The 24,637-nt window shown below is 60.0% G+C and carries 23 protein-coding genes and 1 pseudogene; 18 read left to right on the forward strand and 6 right to left on the reverse strand.

The genetic code is table 11. The features are described 5' to 3' along the window. The first annotated feature begins 10 nt into the window (after positions 1-10). From CQ009_RS27145 to CQ009_RS27155, 3 genes are all read left to right on the forward strand, one after another. Positions 11-1,462: an efflux transporter outer membrane subunit gene (locus CQ009_RS27145; RefSeq protein WP_105709246.1), complete on the forward strand. Its 1,452-nt coding sequence runs from the start codon at positions 11-13 to the stop codon at positions 1,460-1,462. A 129-nt stretch (positions 1,463-1,591) separates the two neighbouring features. Next, a complete protein-coding gene (locus tag CQ009_RS27150) occupies positions 1,592-1,957 on the forward strand; it encodes a helix-turn-helix transcriptional regulator (protein WP_064387833.1) in 366 nt (121 codons plus the stop codon). 80 nt (positions 1,958-2,037) lie between these two features. Further along, on the forward strand, positions 2,038-2,598 hold the full coding sequence (locus tag CQ009_RS27155) for a chorismate lyase (RefSeq protein WP_064387834.1): 561 nt from the start codon (positions 2,038-2,040) through the stop codon (positions 2,596-2,598). 33 nt (positions 2,599-2,631) lie between these two features. Here CQ009_RS27155 and CQ009_RS27160 read toward each other — a convergent pair whose 3' ends face one another. From CQ009_RS27160 to CQ009_RS27170, 3 genes are all read right to left on the reverse strand, one after another. Beyond that, positions 2,632-2,907: a LysR family transcriptional regulator gene (locus tag CQ009_RS27160; protein WP_064387835.1), complete on the reverse strand. Its 276-nt coding sequence runs from the start codon at positions 2,905-2,907 to the stop codon at positions 2,632-2,634. Positions 2,908-2,974: 67 nt separating this feature from the next. Further along, positions 2,975-3,481 carry a flavin reductase gene (locus tag CQ009_RS27165; protein WP_045123182.1) on the reverse strand — a complete coding sequence of 169 codons (507 nt, stop codon included), beginning with the start codon at positions 3,479-3,481 and terminating at the stop codon, positions 2,975-2,977. Between the two features lie 195 nt (positions 3,482-3,676). Continuing rightward, positions 3,677-4,558: a LysR family transcriptional regulator gene (locus CQ009_RS27170; protein ID WP_105709247.1), complete on the reverse strand. Its 882-nt coding sequence runs from the start codon at positions 4,556-4,558 to the stop codon at positions 3,677-3,679. Positions 4,559-4,770: 212 nt separating this feature from the next. Here CQ009_RS27170 and CQ009_RS27175 point away from each other — a divergent pair, with 212 nt between their 5' ends. Further along, positions 4,771-5,535, forward strand: a complete 765-nt coding sequence (locus CQ009_RS27175) for a sulfite exporter TauE/SafE family protein (RefSeq protein WP_105709248.1) — start codon at positions 4,771-4,773, stop codon at positions 5,533-5,535. Here the strand turns inward: CQ009_RS27175 and CQ009_RS27180 are convergent. Then, the gene (locus CQ009_RS27180) at positions 5,525-5,839 is read right to left on the reverse strand and encodes a putative quinol monooxygenase (protein WP_105709249.1); all 315 of its coding nucleotides are present in this window, start codon (positions 5,837-5,839) and stop codon (positions 5,525-5,527) included. The genes CQ009_RS27175 and CQ009_RS27180 overlap by 11 nt on opposite strands. Before the next feature lie 185 nt (positions 5,840-6,024). On the opposite strand from CQ009_RS27180, the gene CQ009_RS27185 reads away from it, so the two are divergent. From CQ009_RS27185 to CQ009_RS27220, 9 genes are all read left to right on the forward strand, one after another. After that, positions 6,025-6,615, forward strand: a complete 591-nt coding sequence (locus CQ009_RS27185) for an NAD(P)H-dependent oxidoreductase (RefSeq protein WP_105709250.1) — start codon at positions 6,025-6,027, stop codon at positions 6,613-6,615. Positions 6,616-6,735: 120 nt separating this feature from the next. Next, positions 6,736-7,647 carry a LysR family transcriptional regulator gene (locus CQ009_RS27190; protein ID WP_064387840.1) on the forward strand — a complete coding sequence of 304 codons (912 nt, stop codon included), beginning with the start codon at positions 6,736-6,738 and terminating at the stop codon, positions 7,645-7,647. Between the two features lie 103 nt (positions 7,648-7,750). After that, a complete protein-coding gene (locus tag CQ009_RS27195; RefSeq protein ID WP_105709251.1) occupies positions 7,751-8,644 on the forward strand; it encodes an NAD-dependent epimerase/dehydratase family protein in 894 nt (297 codons plus the stop codon). 140 nt (positions 8,645-8,784) lie between these two features. Beyond that, on the forward strand, positions 8,785-9,084 hold the full coding sequence (locus CQ009_RS30290) for a hypothetical protein (RefSeq protein ID WP_241091106.1): 300 nt from the start codon (positions 8,785-8,787) through the stop codon (positions 9,082-9,084). Between the two features lie 9 nt (positions 9,085-9,093). Next, positions 9,094-9,402 (forward strand): Fic family protein, encoded by a 309-nt coding sequence (locus CQ009_RS30295; RefSeq protein WP_256585507.1) that lies wholly within the window; start codon positions 9,094-9,096, stop codon positions 9,400-9,402. Between the two features lie 637 nt (positions 9,403-10,039). Beyond that, positions 10,040-11,389 (forward strand): GntP family permease, encoded by a 1,350-nt coding sequence (locus tag CQ009_RS27205; protein ID WP_105709275.1) that lies wholly within the window; start codon positions 10,040-10,042, stop codon positions 11,387-11,389. A 16-nt stretch (positions 11,390-11,405) separates the two neighbouring features. Beyond that, positions 11,406-12,266, forward strand: coding sequence for a MurR/RpiR family transcriptional regulator (locus tag CQ009_RS27210; RefSeq protein WP_105709252.1), 861 nt, complete (start codon positions 11,406-11,408; stop codon positions 12,264-12,266). 1 nt (position 12,267) lies between these two features. Beyond that, positions 12,268-13,725 carry an amidohydrolase family protein gene (locus CQ009_RS27215; RefSeq protein WP_105709253.1) on the forward strand — a complete coding sequence of 486 codons (1,458 nt, stop codon included), beginning with the start codon at positions 12,268-12,270 and terminating at the stop codon, positions 13,723-13,725. 151 nt (positions 13,726-13,876) lie between these two features. Beyond that, entirely contained in the window at positions 13,877-14,245 is a 369-nt protein-coding gene (locus CQ009_RS27220) for a glyoxalase superfamily protein (RefSeq protein ID WP_064387845.1), read from the forward strand. Between the two features lie 266 nt (positions 14,246-14,511). Here the strand turns inward: CQ009_RS27220 and CQ009_RS27225 are convergent. Together CQ009_RS27225 and CQ009_RS27230 are read right to left on the reverse strand one after the other, a co-directional pair. Further along, positions 14,512-14,764, reverse strand: a pseudogene (locus tag CQ009_RS27225) (DUF6124 family protein); the annotation flags it as partial. Positions 14,765-15,041: 277 nt separating this feature from the next. Beyond that, entirely contained in the window at positions 15,042-16,058 is a 1,017-nt protein-coding gene (locus CQ009_RS27230) for an AraC family transcriptional regulator (protein WP_105709254.1), read from the reverse strand. A gap of 208 nt (positions 16,059-16,266) precedes the next feature. Between CQ009_RS27230 and CQ009_RS27235 the strand changes: the two genes are divergently transcribed. The 5 genes from CQ009_RS27235 to CQ009_RS27255 all read left to right on the forward strand — a co-directional run bounded on the left by CQ009_RS27235 (position 16,267) and on the right by CQ009_RS27255 (position 24,589). Further along, positions 16,267-17,862 carry an FAD-binding oxidoreductase gene (locus CQ009_RS27235; protein WP_105709255.1) on the forward strand — a complete coding sequence of 532 codons (1,596 nt, stop codon included), beginning with the start codon at positions 16,267-16,269 and terminating at the stop codon, positions 17,860-17,862. A gap of 5 nt (positions 17,863-17,867) precedes the next feature. Beyond that, positions 17,868-19,463, forward strand: a complete 1,596-nt coding sequence (locus tag CQ009_RS27240; protein ID WP_105709256.1) for a glycerol-3-phosphate dehydrogenase/oxidase — start codon at positions 17,868-17,870, stop codon at positions 19,461-19,463. A 20-nt stretch (positions 19,464-19,483) separates the two neighbouring features. After that, positions 19,484-21,052: an FGGY-family carbohydrate kinase gene (locus CQ009_RS27245; RefSeq protein WP_105709257.1), complete on the forward strand. Its 1,569-nt coding sequence runs from the start codon at positions 19,484-19,486 to the stop codon at positions 21,050-21,052. Positions 21,053-21,293: 241 nt separating this feature from the next. Beyond that, on the forward strand, positions 21,294-22,583 hold the full coding sequence (locus CQ009_RS27250; RefSeq protein ID WP_105709258.1) for a phospholipase: 1,290 nt from the start codon (positions 21,294-21,296) through the stop codon (positions 22,581-22,583). A 47-nt stretch (positions 22,584-22,630) separates the two neighbouring features. Then, positions 22,631-24,589: a DUF1302 domain-containing protein gene (locus tag CQ009_RS27255; protein WP_105709259.1), complete on the forward strand. Its 1,959-nt coding sequence runs from the start codon at positions 22,631-22,633 to the stop codon at positions 24,587-24,589. Positions 24,590-24,637: the final 48 nt, after the last annotated feature.

A 24,637-nucleotide genomic window follows, 5' to 3' on the forward strand; every position in this document is an offset into this window, starting at 1 on the left:
GGACGTTTTCATGTATCGGATTACACGCTTCATGCTGGCGCCTCTGGCGGTATCGATCCTGTTGTCGGCGGGTTGTGTGAACTACGCCGGGATCAATCACCAAGGCAAACTGTTGTCGCTTGGTGACGCGCCTTCCGACAGCCTCAAAGACACCTTGCCGCCGGCCGCATGGCCGAGCAGCGACTGGTGGGCATCGTTGGGTGATCCACGCCTCGGCGCGCTGATCGAGGAGGCTTATGCGAGCAACCCGGATTTGCAGGAAGTCACGGCGCGGGTGGCCAAGGCCAATGCGTTTCTCGACTTGCGCGACGCCGAACGCTACCCGCAGATGGACGCGGCGGCCGGAGTCACGCGGGGTCGCCTGTCGAAGTTCGAGGACTACAGCGGCGAGGGGCACCAGTACTTCACCGCGCGCAACCTGGCGGTCAATTTCAACTACACCTTCGACCTCTGGGGCGGCCAGCGTGCCGCCTGGGAGTCGGCGCTCAACAGCGCGATGGCCGCAGAAGTCGATCTGCAATCGTCGCGCCTGATTCTGACGGTCAATGTGGTGAAGGCCTACAACCAGTTGGCGTATGCCTGGCAGGTGTCGGAACTCAATCGCCGCGATCTGGAGCGACTGAGCAAACTGGTCGAGCTGACCGATTCACGCTATGGCTCGGGGCTCGATAACCTGTCGCAACTCAAGCAGGTGCAGAGTCTCAAGGCGCGTTCGGAGTCGACACTGATTGGCGCCAACGAGGACATCGAAATCGCCCGGTTGCAGTTGTCGGCGCTGATCGGCAAAGGCGTTGATCGGGCGCAGACCATTGAACGCCCGGCGAGTCTGCAAGCCAGCGTCGTGGCGTTGCCCGCGCAATTGCCGGCGCAACTGCTCGGGCGCCGTCCGGACATCGTTGCGGCGCGCTGGCGCGTCGAAGCCGAAAACAAAAACATCGACGCGGTGAAGACCACGTTCTATCCCAACATCAATCTGGTCGCGGCTGCAGGCTCGCACGCGCTGACCGGGGACGCGCTGTTCGCCGGCGTCAGCAAGTTCTGGAACGTTGCGCCAACGGTGACGCTGCCGATCTTCGATGCCGGGCGTCTGCGCTCCGACCTCAAGGCTGGCAATGCACAGCTGGACAGCTCAATTGCACAGTACAACCGCGTGCTGAGTTCGGCCCTGCACGAAGTGGCGATATCGGTGACACAACTGCGCTCATTCGAGCAGCAGATTGTTGTGCAGCGTGATGCCTGCACGATTGCCCAGTCGTCTTACGATCTGTCGCAGTCGCGCTACAAGGCCGGGGAGGATACGTTCCTCGATGCGCTAAACATCGAGCAACAATTGATTCAGGACGAGATGCGCCTGGCGTTCCTCAACAGCAAGCACATCGACAGCTCGATTTCCTTGATGGCAGCGCTGGGCGGCGGGTTCCAGGAGCCGCCGCTGCAGGGCGAGAAGAGCGCTGGACTGTAGTTTCAGACGTGCCGTAGCCACCGGGACGGCTGTCGCGGGAGAAGGGCTTGTTGTGTATAGTCTTACTGTTCTCGTATAGACGAATTCAAGCAAGTTTTCTCCCGCCTATATCATCAAAGGTACCTACCTATGAACGTCCCGAATCACCCCAATCAGGATCAGATTCTTCTTGAAAATGTTCTGTCTGCATTGGGCAGCCCATTGCGTCTGACCGTGTTGAAAGTGTTGGCCGATGGCCAGGAACATCCTTGCGGCCGGATTCTTCGAGGCGCATCGAAGTCGACCATGACTCACCACTGGCGAGTGCTGCGTGACAGCGGTCTGATTTGGCAACGGCCTTTCGGTCGGGAAAACCTGCTGTCGCTGCGTCGCGAAGACATGGACGTGCGGTTTCCCGGCCTGCTCGATTCGCTGCTCACAGCGGTCAAGTTCGATGAGCAGACCGTTGATGTGATCAGCAAGCACGAAGTGACCGAAGACAGCAGTACAGAGTGACAACGACAACGCGACGCTGAAGGACCCGTTCTTCAGCGTCAGCAACGGATTGACGATCAACAGGGAGGTTGAGTGCAGTTATGGATACGAGTCATTACTGGTCGTCGCGACCACTGGCGCAATTGACCGGCGCGGAGCATCACTGGCTGTTTCTGCCGGGCGCACTGACACCGCGCTTGAAAGCCATGGGCGCCTACTCCATCGAAGTCGTCGAGCAGTTCCAGGGCGTGCTCAACCCGGATGAGGCGCACGCCTTGGACGTGCCCGCGCAGAGCACGGGCTGGGTGCGTGAAGTGGTGATGAAGCTGGATGGCGAGGCGTGCGTCACGGCGCGCAGTCTGACCAGCATGCCTGCGTTGAACAGCGACTGGGCAGAGTTGAATAACTACGGCGGACGCCCACTGGCCGAGATTCTCTACGCTTCGGAGCAGACCCTGCGCGAGCCGTTCCAGTGTGCCTTGTTATCCCCCGGTGCGCCGTTGGCGGCACTGTCCCATCGCTTTGCGCCACAGGCCAAACGCCTGTTGGCGCGGCGCTCGCGATTTACCCGCAATGGCTCGCCGCTGCTGGTCAGTGAGTGCTTTTTGCCCGCGTTCTGGGCCCGCATCGAGTATGCCTCGGGTCTGAAATCCGCGTCATGAGTTGAAGCCTTGCGGGAGCACGCTCCCGCAAGATCACAGCCGAATCACCGCTTCAATCTGACTGATCGCCGGGCTCAACGCCTGCGCCAGTTGTTGCGCTTTGAAGGTCGGGTGCATGGTTCGCGACGAACGCAGAAACAACGGATCATCGAAGCGCTTGCGCAGACGCGCGAGCGATCCACTGATGGCGGGTTGTTTGACGTTCAGGCGCTCGGCAGTGCGCGAAACGCTGCGCTCACGAAACAACACCAGAAAGGTGATGATCAGGTTCAGGTCGATATCCGCGAAGTTGTCTTCATTGAATAGCATGGGCACTTCCCTGTTTTGCCCGTCAGGCCGACGTGCAGCGCTGGCGCACGTCGGCCCGCAGGCGTAATCACTGATCCGGGGCCAGGCGCAATTCGTCGTTCAGACGGTAATAATTGCGATTGAAGTAGACGAGGCCTTCCGTGGCTTCGCTGTGCTGCAGTTCGAGAATTTCACAGTAAAAGATGCTGTGAGTGCCAACCTCGTCGATCTTGGCGACGCGACAATCAAGGCTGACCAACGCCTCGGCAATCACCGGCGAACCGGTCACCAGCGTCTGGCAGTTGACGCTGGAAAAGCGCTCCTGCATGGTCAACTGCCGGTTGGCGAACGCCCCGGAAGTCGATTGATGGCCACCGGTCAGCACGTTCACGCACAGTACGCCGTTGGTTTTGAAATGCTCGTGATTGGACGACGAGCGATTGACACACACCAGCAGCGTTGGCGGCGAATCCGTCACGCTGCACACCGCCGAAGCGGTAAACCCGAAACGCCCGGCGGGGCCATCGGTTGTGACGATGGTGACGGCACTCCCCAGCATCGCCATTGCATTACGAAACTCCGTTGAATCAACCACAGCGTCACCTCATTCCATGTAGGTCATTGGGAGCCGATCCGTTCTTCCTTGTCCGTTGTCGTTGTGCGAAAACGGTATCGGGCAACACGTTCGCTCTGGCGATATAGTACGTATGTATACGTACCTTGCAAGCTATTCCTTGTGCTTATTTTGCAGAAATACTGGCTCGTGTGATCAACCGGCAATGCGCGCCCTTCAAGCATCAGACAAGGTGTCCAGCAGAGCTCTGGCATAACTTGGCAATGCGCTGAATTCGCGGGCGCACAAGAGCAATTTACGCCGCGCCCAAGGCTCGTTCAGCGCCAGGCTTTTGCAGGTTGGCAAGGGCGCGCGCTCGAGCGCCGCCAACGGCACGATGGCGATGCCCGCGCCCGACGCGACCATACGCATCACGCCATCGAAACCGTCGGCGCGAATCCGAATCTGCATCCGTGCGCCCGCGTGCAATGCCTGTTCCTCCAGGTACACCGCCAACGCGCTGTCGGCGCGCAACCCGACAAAGTCGTGGCGCAAGGTGTCGCTGAAACTGACCTCGCTCAAGCCGGACAGAGGATGTTCGGGTGGCAGGATCAGCACCACTGGATCGTCGCGGAACGCCCGGGTTTGCAAATCGCTGGTGTCGACCGCGTCGGACACGATGCCGATGTCGGCGGCACCCTGGCGCAACGCATGAGTGATACGTGCGCTGGGCAGTTCCTGCAGATCAATGTCGAGATTGGCATGGCGCTGCAGGAATTCGGCGAGCACTTCCGGCAGGTACTCGGTGATCGCCGTGGTATTGCACAACAGGCGCACCTGGCCTTTGACGCCTTGCGCGTAATCCGCCAGATCCTGCTGCATGCGCTCGGCCTGTTGCAGGAGCACGCGGGCGTGTTGCGCCAGGGCCTTGCCGACAGGTGTCGGGGTGACGCCCCGACGACCACGCTCGAGGAAGTCGATGCCGAGCGAGGCTTCCATGGCGCGGATTCTGGCACTGGCAGCGGCGAGCGATAAATGGCTGCGAGCAGCGCCGGCGGTAATGTTGCCGGTGTCGAGGATGTGCAGGTAGAGGCGCAGGTCAGTGAGGTCGAAGTGCATGTCGGCAGCCGGTTTTGTGGTGATTAAGCCGGCCCCATCGCGAGCAGATTCACTCCTACAGGTTTTGTGTTCGCCACAGATCTAATGTAGGAGTGAGCCTGCTCGCGATGGGGCCAGAAGCCGCAATAAAAATTACAGCCTCTTGCAAATAGAGAGGCAACCTCAGTATATGGCAGATTTTCACCCCGGCCCGACTGGCGCACAGTAACGCCATGAACATACTCGCAGACATCTACCAAAATCTCGGCCTGACCCTGTCCTTGCTGGTCATCGCTACCTTCATGCTGGCCGGCCTGATCAAAGGCATCATCGGCCTCGGCCTGCCCACCGTCGCCATGGGCCTGCTCGGTCTGGCTATGGCGCCCTCGCAGGCAGCCGCCTTGTTGATCATCCCGGCGACGCTGACCAACCTCTGGCAACTGGCATTCGGCGGACATTTAAAAGGCCTGATCAAACGCCTCTGGCCAATGCTCCTGACGATCTTCCTCGGCACCGGCATCGGCACCTTGTGGATCGGCATGGCCGGCGGACATTGGGTGGTGCGCGGACTCGGCGCGGCGTTGTTGCTGTATGCGCTGAGCGGCTTGTTGCTGCCGACGCTCAGCGTAAACCCCCGCCATGAAGGCTGGCTTGGCCCGGTCTGCGGTTTGATCACCGGCATCATCACCGCCGCCACGGGCGTGTTCGTGATTCCGGCGGTGCCCTATCTCCAGGCGCTGGGTTTGAGCCGTGACGAACTGGTGCAGGCGCTTGGCCTGTCGTTCACCGTCTCGACCCTGGCGCTGGCCGGCGGCCTGCTCTGGCGTGGCGCACTCGGCGGCGGTGAATTGAGCGCCTCGCTGCTGGCGCTGATTCCGGCGGTGCTGGGCATGTTGCTCGGCCAATGGCTGCGGCAACGCATCAGCGCTGTGTTGTTCAAGCGGGTGTTCTTCATTGGACTGGGCGCGCTCGGCGCCCATTTGTTGATCAGCGGTTAGCCGATGAATCGCTGAGCATGTCGATCGGGCGGATGTCGAAATCGCGCTCCAGATATTCCATGCGCTCGGCAAAAAATGCCTTCATGTGCGGCAGGTTCGAATGCACATCCAGATGCGCCTGGCTCGCCCAGATCTCGTAGAAGATGAACAGCGTCGGGTCTTCCTTGTCGCGCAGCATGTGGTATTCGATGCAGCCGGGCTCGGCGCGGCTCGGCTCAACATAGGCGCGGAACAGTGCTTCAAAAGCCGCGGATTTTTCCGGGCGGGTCTTGGCGTGCAGGATAAATCCCTGGCGTTCACTCATCTCGAATAGCTCCTCAAATGCAGATGGTCGCGCATGCTAGGGCAATAATCGGCATTCGATTCGTGCTTTTCAGTCAAATGTATTTTGCGCAATCACGGCTTATTCCGCGCGAGAAGGATCGTTAATCTGCCGCCATTCCAGTTTCCCTTCTCCACCCAGTCGAATGGCTGCGCCGAGGCTTTCTCATGAAAAAAGTATTGTTGCTCAATGGCGGTAAAAAATTCGCTCACTCCGACGGTCGCTACAACGCCACCCTGCATGAAGCGGCGCTCAGTGTGCTCGACCGTGGCGGGCTCGACGTCAAAACCACCTTTATCGACGAGGGTTACGACGTCGCGGAAGAAGTGGCCAAATTCCTTTGGGCCGACGTGATCATTTATCAGATGCCGGGCTGGTGGATGGGCGCGCCGTGGACAGTGAAAAAGTACCTTGATGAAGTCTTCACCGAAGGCCACGGCAGCCTCTACGCCAGCGATGGCCGCACCCGCTCCGATGCCTCGCAGAAATACGGCAGCGGCGGTCTGATTCAGGGCAAGCAATACATGCTGTCGCTGACCTGGAACGCACCGCAACAAGCCTTCGATGACCCGACGGATTTCTTCGAAGCCAAAGGTGTGGACGCGGTGTACTTCCCGTTCCACAAGGCCAATGAATTTTTGGGCATGACCGGGTTGCCGACCTTTTTGTGTGTGGACGTGATGAAACGCCCAAACATCGAAGGGGATGTGGCGCGTTACGAGCAGCATCTGACCGAGGTGTTTGGCCTTAAGGCTTAAGTGATTTAGGGCTACTATCGGCGGTAACAGCGAAAGATCGCAGCCTGCGGCAGCTCCTGCAGCGTTCACATGTAGGAGCTGCCGCAGGCTGCGATCTTGGCGATCTCAAAGAGGACACCCGTGAAAGCCAGATCCGATGAGTTGCAGATTTTCGTCTGTGTGATCGAGTGCGGTTCCATTTCCGCCGCCGCCGAGCAGGTCGGGCAGACGCCGTCGGCGGTCAGTCGCACGTTGTCGAAGCTGGAAGCCAAGCTCGACACCACGCTGATCAACCGCACCACGCGGCGCATGGACCTGACCGAAGAGGGCAAGTACTTCTTCGAACACGCCAAGCTGATTCTTGACCAGATGGACCAACTCGAAGAACGCCTGTCGTCACGCCAGCAAACCCCGTCCGGGCGCCTGCGCATCAACGCGGCCTCGCCATTTATGCTCCACGCGGTGGTTCCGTACATCGACGAATTCCGTCGTCTCTATCCGGACATCCAGCTCGAACTCAACAGCAATGACCTGATCATTGACCTGCTGGAACAAAGCACCGACATCGCCATCCGCATCGGCACCCTCGCCGATTCGACGCTGCACGCGCGCTCGCTCGGTTGCAGTCCGCTGCTGATCGTCGCCAGCCCTGCGTATCTGGAAAAACACGGCGCGCCGCAGCAAGTCGCTGACCTGGGCGAACACACCTTGCTCGGTTTCACTCAAAACGAAGGCCTCAACCAATGGCCGCTGCGCTATGTGCACGGCGACCGCTGGCCAATCACACCGGCGATCAGCGCCTCCAGCGGCGAGACTGTGCGGCATCTGGCGCTGGAAGGGCAGGGCATCGCTTGCCTGTCGCACTTCATGACCATCGACGACATCCGTGCCGGCCGTTTGAAAGTCCTGCTCGGCGAATTCAACAGCGGTTATCGCCAGCCGATCAACGCGGTGTACTACCGTAACTCGCAATTGGCGCTGCGCATTCAGTGCTTCCTCGACTTCATCCAGAGCAAACTCGCCGCCTACGCCAGCGCCGATTTCAAGGGCTGATTCGTGACCTCTGCGCAACAGTGAATTGGCCGAGGGCGGGTTTTTCCCTCGGGCTCACGGGCCGATACTCGTCCCATCACTTACTCACGCAGGGAGTTTCTCCATGAACGTATTCGTCACCGGCGCTGCCGGTTTTATCGGCGGCTCGATCGCTACCGGTCTGGTTCAGGCCGGGCATAACGTCACCGGGTTGGTGCGCAGCGCCGAACAGGCTGCCGAGCTGCAAGCGCTGGGCATAACCCCGGTTATCGGCACTCTGGATGACAAAGCACTGCTCACCGAACAGGCCCGCGCCGCCGATGCGGTAATCAACGCCGCCAGCAGCGACCATCGCGGCGCCGTCGAAGCCTTGCTCGACGCGTTACGTGGGTCGAACAAAGTGTTCCTGCACACCAGCGGTTCGAGCATCGTTGGCGATGCGTCGGGCGGCAAGTCCAGTGACGTCATCTACGTTGAAGACAACCTGCCAGAACCGACCGTCGACAAGGCCGCACGCGTGGCCATCGACAACCTGATCCTCGCCGCGGCGAAGGACGGCGTGAATTCGGCAGTGATCTGCAACACGCTGATCTACGGCCACAGCCTGGGCGTCAATCGCGACAGCGTGCAACTGCCGCGACTGCTCAAACAGGCTCGCAAAAGCGGCGTGGTGCGCCACGTCGGCACCGGCCAGAACATCTGGTCCAACGTGCACATCGAAGATGTCGTCGCCCTGTATCTGCTGGCACTGACCAAAAACGTCCCGGGTACTTTCTACTTCGTCGAAAGCGGCGAAGCCTCGTTCATCGACATGACCACCGCCATGGCCGGAGCGCTGAACCTGGGCCAACCACAAGACTGGCCGCTGAAAGACGCCGAAGCCGAATGGGGCTACGAAATGGCCAACTACGGCCTCGGCTCCAACAGCCGAGTGCGCGGCAAACATGCGCGCGAACTGCTGGGCTGGGCGCCGAAGCGCACGTCAGTGGTTGAATGGATTCGTAACGAAATGGTGTGATTACTGTTTGAGCCCCGCCGGGCTTTGTTATCACCCTTTAGAGCGGCTGCCATCGGGCAGCCGTTTTCGTTTCGGGCTTTGCGCTTGTGTCACGCCAGACCTATGGTGCTCTGAACATTGCCAGTTCAGCAGGTACAAGGATGATTGACCGATATGAAGCAGAAGGGGCGCAAAGCAGCTTTCAGCCCGGCTCGAATGAGCAAGTGCTGAGCAATAAACTGGGAATTATCGAACCCGAAGACATGGATGATGCAGAGCTGGTTTTGTTGGAAAAGCTCTACCAGTCTGTGCTCATCGAGCATTTGCCTGATCGGTCAATCACTGTTCAGGATCTGAAGGATTGGCATCGACACTGGCTCGGGAATATCTATCCATGGGCGGGCGATGTCCGCGCGGTAAATTTGGGCAAAGATGGATTTTTCTTTGCTGCTGCGCCGTAAATTCCTCGATTGCTCGATGGATTTGAAAAGGACTGCCTGTCCAAATACACGCCATGTGGTCCCGATCTGGATGAGAACCTGATTCGCGCCATCGCTGTAACGCACGTCGAGTTCATCCTGATTCATCCCTTTCGCGAAGGTAATGGGCGCTTGTCGCGATTATTGGCGGATGTCATGGCCGTTCAGGCGGGCTACGTGCCGCTGGACTACAGCAGTTGGGAACGAAACAAAGAGGCTTATTTTGCAGCCATCAACCAAGGGCTGAACTGCAACTACGAACCCATGGAGTATTGGGTCCGGCAGGCATTATGGACTTGAGGCGGGACTACTTGGCCAGGGACAAGTGCAGGAACTTACTGGACCTGAGTTTGAGTTTGCGCTCAATGGTTTCCACGCTTTGACCTGTCTCGATGGCTGTCGAACTGGCAACTGCGCGGATCAACGTTTCGGTTGTCAGTTTTTTTTTGGTACGAGGCGTGGGGCTCATGGCAGGTACTCCGGGAGGTTGTCAGGCGAGTATAGCGCTTGGCTGGATTTGAAAAACATGTCTATGGCTGGGTGCCGAAGCGTACGTCGGTGGTTGAATGGATTCGTAACGAAATGGTGTGAGTCGTCCACCAACCCTTGTAAACACCACAGGTTATCCGCGTTGCACCTGACGCAATGCAATCAAACTGTAGGAGTGAGCCTGCTCGCGATAGCGGTCATTCAGCCAATGATCATGTTGGCTGAAATGGCGCAATCGCGAGCAGGCTCACTCCTACAGGGTTTGCGTTGGCTGCATAAGTATGAAAATCCCGCCCCGCGATTTTCATTAATCGCGACAAGACATATCCATTAGCGACACACCTTACCTCTCCACGAAAATTACTTTCATGCGGTTTGAAATCTCGATCTCGAAATGATTTATGAGTTTCACAACCCATTCGAACGTGACCCTTTCGAGGAGTACCGCATGACGCCTTCCTTCGGCTATTGGCTGCTGGTCTATGCCGCCGTCGCCATCATCGCGCTGATCGTGTTGATCGCCCGTTACCGGCTCAATCCGTTCATCGTCATCACCCTGATTTCCATCGGCCTGGCGCTGGTGGCGGGCATGCCGCCGTCGGGTGTGGTGGGGGCGTATGAGGCCGGGGTGGGCAAGACGCTGGGGCATATTGCGCTGGTGGTGGCGCTGGGGACGATGCTTGGCAAGATGATGGCCGAGTCCGGCGGTGCCGAGCAGATGGCGCGCACGCTGATCGATAAATTCGGCGAGAAGAACGCGCACTGGGCGATGGTCTGCATCGCGTTTCTGGTTGGGCTGCCGTTGTTCTTCGAGGTCGGTTTCGTCTTGCTGGTGCCGATTGCGTTCACCGTGGCGCGACGCGTGGGTGTGTCGATTCTGATGGTCGGGTTGCCGATGGTCGCGGGCCTGTCGGTGGTGCATGCGCTGGTGCCGCCGCACCCGGCGGCGATGCTGGCGGTGCAGGCTTATCAGGCTTCAGTCGGGCAGACCTTGCTGTATGCGATTGCCATCGGCATTCCCACCGCGATCATTGCCGGGCCGCTGTACGCCAAATTCATCGTGCCGCGCATTCAATTGCCGGCGGATAACCCGCTGGAAAAACAATTCCTCGACCGCGAACCGCGCGACAAGCTGCCGGGTTTCGGCATCACCATGGCGACCATTCTGTTGCCGGTGGTGTTGATGCTGATTGGCGGATGGGCGAACCTGATTTCCACGCCGGGTGGCGGTTTCAACCAGTTTCTGTTGTTCATCGGCAACTCAGTGATTGCCTTGCTGCTGGCGACCTTGCTGAGTTTCTGGACGCTGGGTATCGCTCAGGGTTTCAACCGTGAATCGATCCTCAAGTTCACCAACGAATGCCTGGCACCCACCGCCAGCATCACCTTGCTGGTCGGCGCTGGCGGCGGTTTGAACCGGATTCTGGTCGACGCTGGCGTCACCGATCAGATCGTCGGCCTCGCTCATGAATTCCACCTGTCGCCGCTGATCATGGGCTGGCTGTTCGCCGCGCTGATGCGCATCGCCACAGGCTCGGCGACCGTGGCCATGACCACCGCGTCCGGCGTGGTCGCGCCGGTGGCCATTGGTCTGGGATATCCACACCCAGAACTGTTGGTGCTGGCGACCGGCGCGGGCTCGGTTATCTTTTCCCACGTCAACGACGGCGGCTTCTGGTTGATCAAAGAATACTTCAACATGACGGTCGCGCAGACGTTCAAGACCTGGACCGTGCTCGAGACGCTTATCTCGGTAGTTGCGTTCGGCCTGACCGTCGGCCTTTCTTACTTGCTGTAACCGGAGCCTGCCGCCCATGGACATCCTCTACCAGATCCGCGCCCGCCAGGATTCCTTCAGCGCCGGCGAAGGCCGCATCGCCCGTTTGATGCTCGATGACGTCGGTTTTGCCGCGAGCGCCAGCCTCGAAGACCTCGCACAACGTGCCGAAGTCAGCACCGCCACGCTGTCGCGTTTTGCCCGTACGGTCGGCTGTCGCGACTTGCGTGATCTGCGCCTGCAACTGGCTCAGGCCAGCGGCGTTGGCAGCCGTTTTCTTGACCCGGCGGGCACGCCAGAGCAGTCGGCGTTCTACGGGCAGATCGTCGGCGATATCGAAACCACGTTGCGTCAGCATCTGGCCGGTTTCGACGAATCACGTTTTGCCGATGCGGTGAAACTGCTCGGTCAGGCACGGATGATTCATGCCTTCGGCATGGGCGGTTGCTCGACGCTTTGCAGTGATGAATTGCAAGTGCGGCTGGTGCGCCTCGGCTATCCGATCGCGGTGTGCCATGACGCGGTGATGATGCGCGTCACCGCCGCCAGCCTCAACGCCGAACAAGTGGTGATTGTCTGTTCGCTGACCGGCATCACCCCGGAATTGCTTGAGACTGTCGAACTGGCGCGCAACTACGGCGCACGCATTCTCGCCATCACCCGCGCCGACTCGCCGCTGGCGGAACTGGCCGACATCGTCCTGCCGCTGCAAGGCGCAGAAACTTCGTTCATCTACAAACCGACGGCGGCGCGCTACGGCATGCTGCTCGCCATCGACGTGCTGGCTACCGAGCTGGCGCTGGCCAATCCTGAAGACAATCAAGAACGTCTGCGGCGCATCAAACTGGCCCTCGACGAATACCGTGGCGGCGACGATCACCTGCCGCTGGGAGACTGACATGCTGTACGACACCCTGATTCGTAATGCCCTGATCATCGACGGCAGCAACACCCCCGGTTACTGCGCCGACGTGGCGATTCGCGCGGGCCGCATCGAGCGTATCGGTGACTTGCACGACGCCACGGCGACCGAAGAAATCGACGCCGCCGGCCGCGTGCTGGCGCCCGGTTTTATCGACGTGCACACCCACGACGACACCGTAGTGATTCGTCAGCCAGAGATGCTGCCAAAACTCAGCCAAGGCGTGACCACGGTGATTGTCGGCAACTGCGGGATCAGCGCATCGCCCGTGACATTGAAGGGCAATCCGCCGGATCCGATGAACCTGCTCGGCACCGCGGCGGCGTTTGTTTATCCACGCTTCAGCGATTACCGCGCGGCAGTCGAAGCAGCGAACACCACGCTGAACGTCGCCGCACTGATCGGCCACACGGCGCTGCGCAGTAATCATCTGGATGACCTGTTCCGCACCGCGACCCCGGATGAAATTGCCGCGATGCGCGAGCAATTGCGTGAAAGCCTTGAGGACGGTGCGTTGGGTTTATCCACAGGTCTGGCGTACGCCAGCGCCTACAACGCTTCCACCGATGAAGTCATGCAACTGACTGAAGAACTGACAGCATTTGGCGCGGTGTATACCACCCATTTGCGCAGCGAATTTGCCCCGGTGCTGGAAGCAATGGACGAAGCTTTTCAAATCGGTCGCCACGCCAAATCACCGGTGATCATTTCCCACCTCAAGTGTGCAGGTGTGGGTAACTGGGGGCGCAGCCCTGAGCTCCTCGCTTCATTGGAAGAGGCCGCGAAAACCCACCCGGTCGGCTGCGATTGCTACCCGTACGCGGCGAGTTCTTCGACGCTGGATTTGAAGCAAGTCACCGACGCCCACCGCATCACCATCACCTGGTCGACACCGCACCCGCAAGTCAGCGGCCGCGACCTGATCGACATCGCCGCCGAATGGAACCTGCCGCTGCTCGACGCCGCCAAACGCCTGCAACCCGCGGGCGCGGTGTACTACGGCATGGACGAGGCGGATGTACGAAGAATCCTCGCGCATCCGCTTTCGATGGTCGGTTCTGACGGACTGCCGGAAGACCCGTTCCCGCATCCGCGTCTGTGGGGCGCTTTCCCACGGGTATTGGGCCATTTCAGTCGTGATGTCGGGCTGTTTCCGCTGCACACCGCCGTGCACAAGATGACCGGGTTGTCGGCGGCGCGGTTTGGTTTGAAGGCGCGCGGCGAGATTCGTGAAGGCTATTGGGCGGATCTGGTGTTGTTCGATCCGGCGACCGTGCGTGATGTCGCCGATTTCAACGATCCGCAAAGAGCGGCGCAGGGCATTGACGGGGTTTGGGTTAATGGCGTGTTGAGTTACCGCGACGGGCAGGCAAATGGGCGCAGGGAAGGGCGGTTTCTGGCGCGCGAAGGTGATTTGCGCGAAGGTTTTCATTGACCGCAATGTCCCTGTACGAACTGCCGCAGGCTGCGATCTTTTGATCCACGTCTCATAGTGGCACTCTGAGATTAAAGAAAGCCAGCAACAAGCCGAAGTGCTGACATCCAGCCCAACTACACTGTCGGGCCAACCAGTCAGGGAGCACCCCATGAGCTTCGGTAAAACCACCCCGATCCTGCGGATCTTCGATGAAGCCAAGGCCGTAGAATTCTACGTCGACTTCCTTGGCTTCAAGATCGACTGGCAGCACCGTTTCGAAGCGAATTTCCCGTTGTATCTGCAGGTGTCTCGCGGTGAGTGCGTGTTGCATCTGTCCGAACATCACGGCGATGCGAGCCCGGGTTCGGCGTTGCGCATCGAGACGGATGAGCTGGAGGTGTTTCAGCAGCAATTGATCGCCAAGGACTACAAGTTCTCGCATCCGCAGATTCAGGCCATGCCGTGGGGGAGTCAGGACATGACGATTGCCGATCCGTTTGGCAATCGGTTGGTGTTTACCAATGCGATTAGCCTCTAGAACGAAAAGCCCCTCACCCTAGCCCTCCCGAAACGTCGGACCGCCCGGAGGGAGAGGGGACCGATCCGGGGATGCTTGAGAGATACACCAACCTGAACCAGCTCGGTCGAATCCATAATCGACTCGGTCATTCAGGTCGATGTATAGCGCCAGACACCTCGGTCGGCCCCCTCTCCCTCGGGAGAGGGCTGGGGTGAGGGGAACATGACACACCGCAAAAAGAAGCCCGCCATCCAACCCTTCCTGTTGGGCCGCGGGCTCTTGCGTTACTCGGTCGGCACTAACTGGTCCAGCACGCGATTGACCGCCATTTCCGCCACCATCACCACTTGCGCGATGCCTTGCAGGGTCTTGCGGTGCGGTGCCTTCAACCTGCGCGGCATGGTTGTTGAGCATGACCGTCTCCGAACCCAGGGTTTCGCTGGTGTCGGTCAGCAGGGATTCGGTGTTCGCCGCGGGGTTGGCCATGTACAGCGTGTTGGGCGAATAGGGCGTGGCCATGAGGTCGGCGTTCGTCGGCATGCTCAGGGCGCACAAGCCGGCGGATTCTGGCGCAGGCGTAGGTTACGGCGCAAGGATTTGTGGGGTGTTTCGCGTAACGCTGAGTGTCTTTAAACACCTGTGGTGCGGGATGTTTATTGCGCTCAAGTATCGAAGATTTACCTGTAGGAATCGGTTGCTGCCACTGACGCCATCGCTGGCAAGCCAGCTCCCACAGGTTTATGTGCAAGTAATAGATTTTGTGGACGACTCGGACACTGTGGGAGCTGGCTTGCCAGCGAAGGGGCCAGAACAATCAACCCCGATGCATCTGCCGAAACTCCCCCGGCGGCATCCCCCGACGGCTCTTGAACGTGCGGTGAAACGACCTCGGTTCGGTAAACCCCAGATACTGCGCAATGTCCTGAATCGGCAACGTACTGTTGAGCAAATAATGCTCCGCCAGCTCCTGGCGCAAATCATCGAGAATCTGCTGATACGACGTCCCCGCTTGATGCAACTGCCGCTGCAACGTTCGCACCGAAACGCTCAACTGTTCGGCAACCTGCTCCTTGCGTGGCAAGCCTTCCTTGAGCAACTGCCGCAGGATGCTCTTCACCTGCTGTTCCAGCGACGCATCCTCCAGCGTCGCCATCAACCCCAGCGCATGTTCTTCCAGCGTGCGCAGCAACTGCGCATCCGCCTGACGCAACGGCAACTGCAAATAAGCCAGCGGCACGATCAACGCCGAATACGCCTGATCAAACACTACCGGGCAATCGAAAAACGCTTCGTACTGCGCCGGCGTAGCCTCGGCCGGGCACGAATGTTCGAGCCAGACTCCGGCCGGCGACATCTGTGTATCGGCGATCCAGCGTGCATATTGCAGCCATGAGCCGAGTACGTTTTCCACCAGGTGCCGACGAATCCGTGGACGCTGATAACGGCACGTCCAGATCAGATGCACATGGCCATCCAGCACCTCGGCGCGGCTGACGCCCATGTCGCCGACCAGTTTTTCGAACGGCATGATCCGGCTCATCGCATCGCCCAACGTCGCGCAGTTCATGGTGATGTAACCGAGCACGCTCCACGAATTGGGCAGGACGAAATTCGCCGCGTTGAGCCCGAACAACGGATCGCCCGAGTGTTCGCAGAAATAATCCAGCAACCGTTCATGCGCCTCACCGGGCAAACGCAAGGTGTTGTCGCTCAACTGCTGCGCCTGCAAACCCGCCGACGCCAATGCAGGTTCAATCGCCATGCCCAGTTGTTCAGCATGGCGCAGGTATTTGAGCAGCGGCGGAACTGAGGTGAAGCCGAGCGATTGCATGATCCCTTCCTTTGATCGACGGCCGCGTGGGCGGATGAATGCCTGAAAGGTAATTTGAAACCCCGACTAAAGTAAATGGCTGACGCTTGCGCGACGTTTGACTCAATTGGCTACACGAACTGGCCGGATGCGACCGTGACACTTTGCGGCCGCTGGCTAGTATGGGGGCCTGAAATATCACTGATCTGACGGTTAGAAGGACACACGCATGCGACGCTGGAACGGCTGGGGAGATGCAACCACGGTGGTCGAACTGCCGGCCCAGGGCGCGGAGTTTCTTCATGAGCGACTGGGCGAGGGGCGTGCGCTGCCCGATTCGACCCTTGAAGCCGCATTGGCGCGTGTGCCGGCCTCGCGGTTGTCGGCGCACACGTTGTACAGCATCGATGCCCACGACCGTTTGCTGCATGCCCGAGGCCAGAGCCTGCCGGACTGGCTGGCGTTGCGCGAAGGTGCGCTGGGCAATTATCCCGATGCCGTGGCGTTTCCCGAGACCGCTGAACATATTCGCCAATTGCTGGCGCTCGCCCACGAACAGGACTTGTGCCTGATCCCGTATGGCGGCGGCACGTCGGTGGCCGGGCACATCAATCCGCCGGAATCTGCGCGGCCAGTGGTGACGGTGTCGCTGGCGCGGATGAATCGCCTGATCGACCTCGACGAACAGAGCCTGCTGGCGACGTTTGGTCCCGGTGCGAGTGGCCCGCAGGTGGAAAGTCAGCTGCGTGCGCGGGGCTACACGCTGGGGCATTTCCCGCAGTCGTGGGAGCTGTCGACATTGGGTGGTTGGGTGGCCAGTCGTTCCAGCGGTCAGCAGTCGTTGCGCTATGGCCGGATCGAGCAATTATTTGCTGGCGGGACGCTGGAAACCTTTGCCGGGCCTTTGGAAATTCCAACGTTCCCGGCCTCAGCGGCGGGTCCTGATCTGCGCGAAGTGGTGCTCGGTTGCGAGGGCCGTTTCGGAATCATTTCCGAGGTGAAAGTACGCGTCAGTGCACTGCCCGCCGATGAACGTTTCTACGGCGTTTTTCTCCCCGACTGGCCGCAGGCTCTCAGAGCCATTCGCCAATTGGCCCAGGCACGCGTGCCGCTGTCGATGCTGCGTTTATCCAACGCCGTGGAAACCGAAACGCAACTGGCACTGGCCGGTCATCCGCAACAAATCGCCTGGCTGGAAAAGTATCTGAAGCTAAGGGGGGCGGCAGAGGGCAAATGCCTGCTGACCTTCGGCGTCACCGGCAATCGCCGACAAAACGCACTGTCGCTAAAACAGGCGAGACAACACCTCAAAGCCTTCTGCGGCGTGTTCACCGGCACCTTGCTCGGCAAGAAATGGGCGCAGAACCGCTTCCGTTTCCCTTACTTGCGCGAGAACCTGTGGAACGCCGGTTACGTGGTCGACACCCTCGAAACCGCCACCGACTGGAGCAACGTCGACAACCTGCTCAACCTCATCGAAGCCAGCCTGCGCGACGCCTTGGCCGCCGAGGGCGAGCGCGTGCATGTCTTCACCCACTTGTCCCACGTCTACGGCGAAGGTTCGAGCATCTACACCACTTACGTGTTTCGCCCGGCCGCAGACTATCCGGCGACGCTGGCGCGCTGGAAAGCGCTCAAACACACGGCCAGCCAGACCATTGTCGACAACCACGGCACCATCAGCCATCAGCACGGCGTCGGCAAGGATCACGCGCTGTACCTGTTGCGCGAGAAGGGCGCACTGGCAATGGATACCTTGCAGGCGCTGAGCAAACATTTCGATCCGGCCGGGCGCCTCAACCCCGGCACGCTGTTGCCGGAGTGACGGCCATGAGTCAGGACTGGAACGCCGCGTGGCGCCAGCAGATTCTGCCAACACTGGCGGATGAAACCTGGGATCTGATCGTCATCGGTGGCGGCATCAGCGGCGCCGGGATTTTGCGTGAAGCGGCGCGTCGCGGCTGGCGCTGCCTGTTGCTGGAACAGCGCGACTTTGCTTGGGGCACCTCCAGCCGATCATCGAAAATGGTCCATGGCGGTTTGCGTTATATCGCCAAGGGCCAGTGGCGTCTGACCCGCGATTCGGTGCGCGAGCGTCAGCGCTTGCTCGACGAAGCGCCGGGGCTGGTCGAGCCGATGAGTTTCCTGATGCCGCACTATCGCGGCGGCTTTCCCGGGCCTCGGGTGTTGGGTGGTTTGCTGAGCGTTTACGACGCCTTGGCGGGACGGCGCAGCCATCGTTTTCATGATGCACAACAGCTTCGATATCTGGCGCCGGGCGTGAAGGAAAGTGACTTGCTCGGCGGCACCAGTTTTGTCGATGCGCTGACCGATGATGCGCGACTGGTGATGCGTGTGTTGAGCGAGGCGCGGGCGGATGGTGCTGTGGTGGTTAACAGCGTTCGTGTCGAGCATTTGCTGCGAGAAAACGGACGGGTGTGCGGCGTTCAGATCGAAGATTGCGAAGCCGGCGCGACCCTGCAAATGCGTTGTGGTGTGCTCGCTGTGGCCACTGGCGCGTGGGCTGAGCGCTTGCGGCCGACTGAGGCACCACGGCAATTACGCCCATTGCGCGGCAGTCATTTATTGCTGCCGGGTTGGCGTTTGCCGGTGGCGCAGGCGTTCACGTTTCTGCATGAGCGCGACCGGCGACCGGTGTTTGTTTTCCCTTGGGAAGGCGCGACGGTGGTGGGCACCACGGATCTTGATCATCGCGAGGATCTAGATCAGAGCGCGAGTATTAGCGGCGAGGAACTCGACTATCTACTGGCGGCCTGCATACAACAATTCCCCGGCGCTGAAGTGACGGCGAATGATGTGCTGTCGACCTGGTCCGGCGTGCGTCCGGTGGTCGGCAGCGCAGCGGTTAATCATCAAGACAAACCCTCGAACGAAACCCGCGAGCATGTGCTGTGGCAGGAGTCCGGTTGCGTGACTCTGGCCGGCGGTAAACTGACTACGTTTCGCCCGCAAGCCATCGAAGTGCTCAAGGCCTGCGCGGACATGCTCGAACGTCCCTTCGTCGACGATGCCGCGCCGGTGTTTGCCGCCGTACCTGCGCTGGCGATTGCAGAATTGAGCAACCAGCAATGGCGACGACTGGCCGGAAGGCATGGCCGAAACCTGCCGAGGCTGGCGCAACTGATCAACGATATCGGCCACGAAAAGGTTGGCGCCACGGACACCTTATGGGCAGAACTGGCCTTCGCCTGCGAAGCGGAAATGGTCTTGCACCTCGACGATCTGCTGCTGCGCCGCACACGTCTGGGCCTGTTGCTGCCTCGTGGCGGCGAAGATTATTTCACCGCCATCCGCCAGCTCTGCCAGCCAAGACTCGGCTGGAGCGACGAACACTGGCAGCAGGAAATTCAGCGTTATCGGGCGTTGTGGCAACGCCATCACGGTTTGCCGGATGCCACGCCTTGATGCCCCTTGAAGAGAGCTCCATGGATAACCACCCGAACAAGCGTTACCTGCTGGCCATCGACAACGGCACCCAGAGCGTGCGCGCGCTGCTCTTCGATCTGCAGGGCAATCTGCTTGGCAAAGGCAAGGTTGAACTGCAGGCGTATTACTCGACGCAACCGGGCTGGGCCGAGCAGGATCCGGAGTATTACTGGGCGAAGCTCGGCGAGGCGTGTCAGCAAGTCTGGGCGCAAACCGGCATTGATCGTTCGCAGATTGCTGGCGTTTCCCTGACCACGCAGCGCGGCACGGTGATCAATGTCGATGCCGAGGGCAAGCCATTGCGCCCGGCGATTCTGTGGCTTGATCAACGGCAGAGTGAAGTCGCGGGCGGGATCAAAGGGCCGTGGGGCTGGTTGTTCAAACTGGTCGGCGCGCAGGGCACTGTGGATTATTTTCGTGCCCAGGCTGAGGCGAACTGGATCGCTCAGCATCAGCCTGAGGTGTGGGCGGCGACGGACAAGTTTTTACTGCTCTCGGGGTTTCTCACCCATCGACTGTGCGGACGTTTTGTCGACTCGGTGGGTTGCTGCGTCGGGTATCTGCCGTTCGACTTCAAACGCCTGAAATGGGCTGCACCGAGTGACTGGAAATGGCAGGCGCTGGCGGTGCGCCCCGAGCAATTGCCGACCTTGCACAAACCCGGTGAAACCCTCGGCTACATCACCGCTGAAGCCGCTCGCCACACCGGCATTCCCGAAGGCTTGCCGCTGATTGCGGCGGGTGCCGACAAGGCTTGTGAAGTGGTCGGTGCCGGCGTGGTCGATGCGAGCACGGTGTGCCTGTCCTATGGCACCACGGCGACGATCACCAGCACCCGTTCGCGCTATCTGGAAATCGTCCCGTTGATTCCGCCGTACCCGTCAGCGGTGCCCGATCAGTTCAACTGCGAGGTGATGATTTATCGCGGTTACTGGATGGTCAGCTGGTTCAAGAACGAGTTCGGTTTGCGTGAAATGCAGCAGGCCAAAGAGCAGGGCATCGAGCCGGAGCAGTTGTTCGATGCGCTGGTCGATGCGGTTCCACCGGGATCGATGGGTTTGATGCTGCAGCCGTACTGGTCGCCGGGGATTCGCGAGCCGGGCGTGGAAGCGAAAGGCGCGATGATCGGCTTCGGCGATGTGCACACCCGCGCGCATATTTACCGGGCGATTCTTGAAGGGTTGGCGTATGCGTTGCGCCAGGGCATGGAGAATATCGAGCGGCGTTCGAAGGTGTCGGTCAAGCGTTTGCGCGTGGCCGGTGGCGGCTCGCAAAGTGATGCGGCGATGCAGCTGACGGCGAATATTTTCGGCCTGCCGGCGGAGCGTCCGCATGTGTATGAGGCGTCGGGTTTGGGCGCGGCGATTTGTTGTGCGGTGGGGTTGGGGCTGCATGCGGATTTTCCTACGGCCATCGCGGCGATGACCCGCGTCGGCGCGGTGTTCACCCCGCAGCCCGAAGCGCAGAAGATCTACCAGCAACTGTACAAAGAGGTCTACCTGCGCATGTACCGCCAACTCAAACCGCTGTATCAAAGCATCCGCAAAATCACCGGCTATCCCGTTTAGCTGACCACCACAAATCCCCTGTAGGAGTGAGCCTGCTCGCGATAGCGGAGGGTCAGCCAACATCTATCTGACTGACACACCGCTATCGCGAGCAGGCTCACTCCTACAGGGGGCGGTGGTGTTTTTGATATCGGGTATATGGCGCCATCGGAGAACTTTTCTGGTGAGATCGGACAGTGTCAGCGGCGGGGTCGGTTGTTAGGCTCATCCCCCACGGCACCTCCAATAAGAACGAAAAGCAATGAAGCTGACCTTCCTCCTGTTGCTGCTTTGTGCAACGGCCCCGAGCGCCTGGGGCTGGTCGAACCATACGGTGGGCAGCTATCTGGCATTGCAGGAACTGCCGGCGTTGCGCGATGCGCCACTGGTCGAAGTCGAGCCGCTGGAAGCCTTTCTTGCGCAGCAATACGAGGCCGTGAGTGCACTGCTGGAGGAACAGGAAACCTTCGCCCGCGAGCACTTCGCCCAATATCCACCACGCCCCGACGCGCTGAAATTACCCGGCTCGCCGAGTGACAATCTGCGCCACGACTTCCTTACCGCGTTGCGCATCAATTCGCAGATTCATCTGGCGATGGTCATCCAGCCATTGCCCGGCAAAGACCTGCCCGAACGTGAGCATTTGCAGGTCAATCAAGTCATGGTCGAGCAAACCCTTTCGCCGTGGAATCGCCAGCGCTTCATCGTTGTCGCCGAGCACGAAAAAGTCGCCCCGCTGGCCGTGCTCGCCAGTGCTGCAGACGAGCCGGATTACGGCCACGACATCAACCTGTTCAGCGACAACCCCGGTGCAGTCGGCGCGCTGTATGGCTTCGGTCCGCAACCGTTCGGCGATGAGCGGTTTCAATACAGTTCTCAAGCGCCGTTCCACATGGGCTTTTTCCATGAAAGCCCTGTGGTGTACGCCGCTGCCGGTTTCCTCGAACGCAGTTGGCCGGATTGGCGCGCGTATCAATACATGGGTCTGGCGCGATTGGCGTTTGCCAGCGGTCATCCGTACTGGGGTTATCGCTTTCTTGGCTGGGGCCTGCACCACATTCAGGACCTGACCCAGCCCTATCACGCCAAGCCGTTGCCCGGCGTCGACCTCGCCAATCTCCTGCTGCTGGAAGGTAAGGCCATCGCCGGTTTCGCTGAGGACAAACAGGCCTCGATCGAGCGCGTCGCCACCCGGCACACGGAGGTGGAGAAGTACCAGTCAACCTGGCTGCGCCGCTTGCTGCGCGCCGGTCTGCCGCATCCGATGCTCGACGCTTACGCCGATGTGGCTCAGGACAAACGCTATCCGCCGTACTCGGTGGACTACCTGCGTGAAGTGGTCAGCGCCGAGTCGGTCGACGATTCCGCAGCTTTCGACGAGGCCATCGGCCAGTGGCTTGCAACGGCGCCAGCGACCAGTGATTTCAGCAGCGGCAATCAGCTGCAACGGGAAAATTTCGACCATCCGGCGCTCAATCAGCAGCTGTTCAAATTGCTCGGCCATTTCGGCGCGCACAGCCGGATTTACGTCAGCGCCGGATTGGCGCCGTAACGCAGCAACGCACACCACAACAATAAAAAACAGGGAAGGAGGAACACATGATCAACTCTCGATTGCGCCTGACGGGCGCGGCGCTCCCCGGTGTCGGCCTGGCCGGGTTGCTGCAACTGTGCGCAGTCGATGGCGCGCACGCAGTGGAGTTCAGCGTGCTGGACAAACAGGTCACCGGCTCGTTCGACACGACCTTGTCCTATGGCCGTTTGTGGCGGGTGCAGGGGCGCGATAAAACCAACGATGACGTCAACACCAACGACGGCAATCGCAACTTCGACACCGGGCTGGTCTCCGAGGTGTACAAGATCACCTCCGAGCTCGAAGCCAACTATCAGAACTACGGTTTGTTCATGCGCGGCACCGCGTTTTACGACACGCAGTTGATGGACAAACGCAACAACTACTACGACAACAACAGCCCCTCGCAACCGAGCCAAAGCTACCCGCAGGACGATCATTTCACCAGCCAGACCCGCGACATCGCCGGCAGCCGCATCGAGATGCTCGACGCCTACGTGCATGGCAGTTGGGACGTTGCGCAGATGCCGGTGACCGCGCGCGTCGGTCGGCAGGTGTTCAACTGGGGCGAGGGGATTTTCTATCGCGGCGGGATCAACACAACCAACCCGGTGGACGCTGCCAAGTACCGCTTGCCCGGCGCCGAAGTGAAGGAAGTGCTGGTGCCGGTCGAGGCGCTGAGCTTCAACGTCGGCCTCACCGATTCGCTGACGATGGAGAGTTTCTACCAGACCAACTGGAAGGAAACCCGCATCGATCCGGTCGGCACCTTCTACTCGCAAACCGACCTGTTCGCTGACGGCGGCAACACCGGTTACAACAACTTCAGCGGCACGGCGCTCGATACACCCGTGCCAGGGTTCGGCAACGTCATCGGTCTGTACAGCGCGCTGGGCAACAACCCGTTGCTGGGGCCGGTGCTGAAATCCACCGGGCTGTATGCCAACGGGGTGACCCCGGCCTACGGCAATACCTTGAAAGTGGCGTCGATCGGTAAAGACTACAACGCGCGCAACGACGGCCAATTCGGCTTCGCCTTTCGCTACATAGCCGAGCAGCTCAACAGCACCGAGTTCGGTTTGTACATGGTCAATTACCACGCCAAGGAACCGACCATTGCAGCAGATCTGGGCGGCTACCAAGGCATCGACATGAATACCCTGACCAACCTGCTGTCCGGCGTCGCAGGTGATCAGGCCGGCGCGCTGGCCAATGGTCTGGCCACCGCTGATGTGATGGGCAACATTCAGGCGCATCGTCGCTATGCCGAAGACATTCGCATGTACGGTTTCAGCTTCAACACCACGCTGGGCGAGGCCTCGGTGTTCGGTGAAATCGCTTATCGGCCGAACCTGCCAATCGGTGTCGCTGCCACCAACGATTTGATCGGTGACCTGGCCAACGGAGCTGCCGTGGCGGTAATGGGGAGGTCGATCAACGTCGGCGGGCAGATGGTCAACCTCAACAGCGAGATCAACAACGCCGAACGTGTCGAAGCGTTCAACACCTCGCTGGGGACCATCTACAACTTCGGCCCGACGGCCTCGTTCGACTCGCTGTTCGGCATCTTTGAACTGGCCTCGGAACATCTGCGCGGCAGCAGTTTGCAGTACACCGCTTATGACGGCACGAACCGTTATTACGCCGGCACCGGTAACTATTCCTATGTGTCGGGCGGTGATCGCGACGATCAGGTCAACCGTGATTCCTACAGCTACACGGCGATGCTCAACGGCACCTGGAACGACGTGTACGCCGGGGTCAACGTCTCGCCTTACATCGTTTACAAGGACGATTTCGAGGGCAACAGCTATCAGGCCGGCAACACCATCGAAGGTCGCAAGGCCTACACGCTGGGGATCAAGGCCAACTACCAGAACAAGCTCGAAGCCGAACTGCAATACACCGAGTTTTACGGTGGCGGGCAGAACAACGGCATCCGCGACCGCGACAACGTCGGGCTCAACCTCAAGTATTTCCTTTGATACCCGGAACACAGGCGCATCCCCTGTAGGAGTGAGCCTGCTCGCGAT

Origin of the sequence: Pseudomonas sp. MYb2 (assembly GCF_002979955.1) — a bacterium.
In the GTDB taxonomy this organism is placed as follows: domain Bacteria; phylum Pseudomonadota; class Gammaproteobacteria; order Pseudomonadales; family Pseudomonadaceae; genus Aquipseudomonas.